Annotated in this window: 4 protein-coding genes; 1 reads left to right on the top strand and 3 read right to left on the bottom strand. The window is 65.0% G+C overall.

Annotated elements, in window-relative coordinates:
• The 3 genes from AS181_RS24325 to AS181_RS24315 form a co-directional block, all read right to left on the bottom strand.
• The coding region (locus tag AS181_RS24325; protein WP_139114283.1) for a BlaI/MecI/CopY family transcriptional regulator at positions 1-146 on the bottom strand (146 nt) is incomplete at its 3' end.
• Between the two features lie 47 nt (positions 147-193).
• On the bottom strand, positions 194-1,426 hold the full coding sequence (locus AS181_RS24320; RefSeq protein ID WP_006438349.1) for a sensor histidine kinase: 1,233 nt from the start codon (positions 1,424-1,426) through the stop codon (positions 194-196).
• A complete protein-coding gene (locus AS181_RS24315) occupies positions 1,416-2,240 on the bottom strand; it encodes a response regulator transcription factor (RefSeq protein WP_231742713.1) in 825 nt (274 codons plus the stop codon). Before AS181_RS24315 ends, AS181_RS24320 begins: the two co-directional genes overlap by 11 nt.
• A 159-nt stretch (positions 2,241-2,399) precedes the next feature.
• Between AS181_RS24315 and AS181_RS24310 the strand changes: the two genes are divergently transcribed.
• A partial coding sequence (locus tag AS181_RS24310) for a pyridoxal-phosphate dependent enzyme (RefSeq protein ID WP_139114282.1) occupies positions 2,400-2,973 on the top strand: 574 nt, incomplete at its 3' end.

Below are 2,973 nucleotides of genomic sequence, written 5' to 3'. Positions count from 1 at the left end.
TGCAGGTTGGTGACGACGGTGAGCACTGTGGTGTAGGCCGGTTCGCGGTCGTGGAGTTCCTCGACTAGGTCGTGCACCGACATCGCCGCACCGGCCGACCACAGCACGTCCATCACTGCGCGTTCCAGCGAACCCAGCCCAGTCATTTTCACCCACCATCTCTAGATGCGGGTCAATCTTACGACGGACTACCTCAGTTAGTAGCTCGGTCCCGTTGGAGCGCATCGGCAGCGCCGCGAGGCGGGCGGTGTTCGATGGCTGCGGAGAATTCGGTTCCAGGGGTGCTGCGGTGGATGTGACGTCGTGTTGTGGTCGGCAACGTGATGGTGAAGGTGGCTCCGTGCCCGGTTCCCAGGCTTTCGGCGAGCAAGGTGCCCCCATGGTCTTCGACGATGGAGCGGGCGATGGTGAGTCCGATACCGCTGCCGCCGGCGTCTCGGGTCCGTGAGGAGTCGGTGCGGTAGAAGCGGTCAAAGATGTGTGGAAGGTGTTGAGCGGGAATCCCGTCCCCGCAGTCGACGACGCTGATGCGCACCGCGTGTGCCGGGGCGGTGTCGGCTTTCACTACGACCCGCTGGCCCGGGGAGCTGTGTCGCAGCGCGTTAGTGAGCAGATTGAGCAGTACTTGGCTCATTCGTTCGGCATCGACATCGATGTGTACGCGCGCGGCGGTGGTGACGATGCCCAGCGTGACGCCGGCGTCGGTGAACAGCTCGGCGGCTTCTTCGTAGGTCGCGATGAGTAGTTCATTGACAGTGATCGTCGAGGGTTGCAATGGCATCTGATGCTCGTCGGCGCTGGATACGGTCGCGATGTCCTCGGCGAGGCGCTGCAACCGGGTGGTGGCGGTGCGCACGACGTCGAAGGTGTGGGAGTCGGGCGCGCGGACACCGTCCTCGAGGGCGTCGGTGATCGCGCCGATGGTGGTCAACGGGGTGCGCAGTTCGTGGGCGAGGTCTGACAGCATCCGCTTGCGGATGTCTTCCTGGGAGTTCAAACGTTGTGCCAGCTGGTTGATGGCTCGGCTGAGCTGGGTGAACTCGGTGCCGAGCTGGCGATCGGGAACACGGGTGCGGTAGTTGCCTGCGCCAATCGCCACAGCCGAGCGCGCGACGCTGGCGACTGACTGTTGTACGCGGCGAGCCAGGAACCAGCTGACGGCCGTGGCCAGGATCGTCGAGGTGACCAGGGCTGCGGTCATCGAGACGACGATGGAGAAGGTGAATGCGGCCTCGACGTGTTCGGCCTGTGCTGATCCCGGTTCGAGGCTGGACTGGCCGAGGTGATCGTGGAAGGTGTGCGGCGCGACGAACAGTGCCACGATCGCGACGCTGATGCCGCCGCCGCCGATCACGATGGCCTGGGCCAGCATCAACCGGGAGCCGAAGCTGCCCGGGATACGTGCCCGTCGTCGATCACCGTTCATGGCTGTCTCCTCGAGGTTGGCCGTCACCCATCCGGTAGCCCACGCCGCGCACGGTACGGATGAATCGACCGGCCGCGGCGCTGTCGCCGAGTTTGCGGCGCAGGCTGGCGATATGAACTTCGACAACGTGGGCATCGCCGACCCAGTTGGGTCCCCAGATTTCGGTGAGCAGTTGTTCTCGACTGAACACCACACCGGGCCGTCGGCTCAGGGCTTCCAGAACGTCGAATTCGGTGCGGGTCAGTTCCACGAGTGTGTCTTCTACCCGCACTTCACGGCCTTGTGGGTCCAGGGTCAGCTCCCCCAGTGTCCGCGGGTGTGCTGTGTCTACCGCCGAGGTCGGGCGCGGACGGCGCAGCATGGCGTCGATGCGCGCCATCAGCTCACGAGGACGAAACGGTTTGGTGAGGTAGTCGTCGGCTCCAACCGCGAGACCGATGATGGTGTCGACCTCGTCGGCGCGGGCGGTGACCATCACGATGTAGGCGTCGGTGAAGGTGCGTAACTGCCGACACACCTCGACGCCGTCGATCGAGGGCAAACCCAGATCGAGGATGACTACCGCAGGACTCACCGTGCGTGCGGCGGCGATCCCCTCTTGGCCGTCGTGGGCGATGGTGACCACAAATCCGCTGCGCTGCAGGTAGTCGGCGACAACCTCGGCGATGTCAGGCTCATCTTCGATGACCAGCGCGTGTAGCCCGTGCGGTGGTCGGGCCGCCGGCCCACGAAGGTCGTCGTCGACGATGACGCGGTCATGAGGCACGTCCCTATGGTGGCGGTGGTTTACACGACCATCCAACCCCGCGGGCATTCTTGAGCAGATCTTGATCCCGACCGCCGATCAGCCTTGAGGTTGAGTGGGCAAGGTGGCGGTGTCGCCGCGCCGAACGATATGTCCCAGTTCCCTCTCACACTGTTGATCTGCTTTCGGCCCGGCGACATCCTGTCCATCGATGCAGAGGATGCCCGTGTGACTGTCTCCTACAGCCTCACCACCAGTGATCCATTCGCCACCACCTTCCCTGCCGAGGCCACATCGCGCCGTGCTGGGCTGAGTCGTCAGCTGGTCGGCGGCACCCCGGTACTGCGGATCGAAGAACCCTTTGCCGAGCACGGGCACGGTTTCTGGGCCAAGCTGGAGGGCTTCAACCCCGGTGGCATGAAAGACCGGCCGGCGCTGCACATGGTCGAACGCGCCCGCGCCCGCGGCGAGCTGGCCCCGGGGGCGCAGATCATCGAATCAACGAGCGGCACACTGGGATTGGGGTTAGCGCTAGCGGGCATTGTGTTCGGTCATCCGGTGACCTTGGTGACCGATCCGGGACTGGAACCGATCTTGCGGCAGATGCTCGCCGCCTACGGCGCCCGGGTCGATGTCGTCAGCGAGCCCCACCCGGTCGGGGGTTGGCAACAAGCCCGCCGCGACCGTGTGCGCGCCCTGCTCGCACTCGACGAGGCTGCGTGGTGTCCCGACCAGTATTCCAACCCCGACAACGTGACCGGTTACAGCTCGTTGGGTGTGGAGTTGATCGCGCAGCTGCGCC

Source organism: Gordonia sp. SGD-V-85, assembly GCF_001456905.1.
GTDB classification, from domain to species: Bacteria; Actinomycetota; Actinomycetes; order Mycobacteriales; family Mycobacteriaceae; genus Gordonia; species Gordonia hongkongensis.
This window is presented reverse-complemented; position numbering and strand designations above follow the sequence as displayed.

Coding starts and splice junctions, on each gene's coding strand:
- AS181_RS24315 (WP_231742713.1), bottom strand. CDS start 2,240: ATGCCCGCGGGGTTGGATGGTCGTGTAAACCACCGCCACCATAGGGAC.
- AS181_RS24320 (WP_006438349.1), bottom strand. CDS start 1,426: ATGAACGGTGATCGACGACGGGCACGTATCCCGGGCAGCTTCGGCTCC.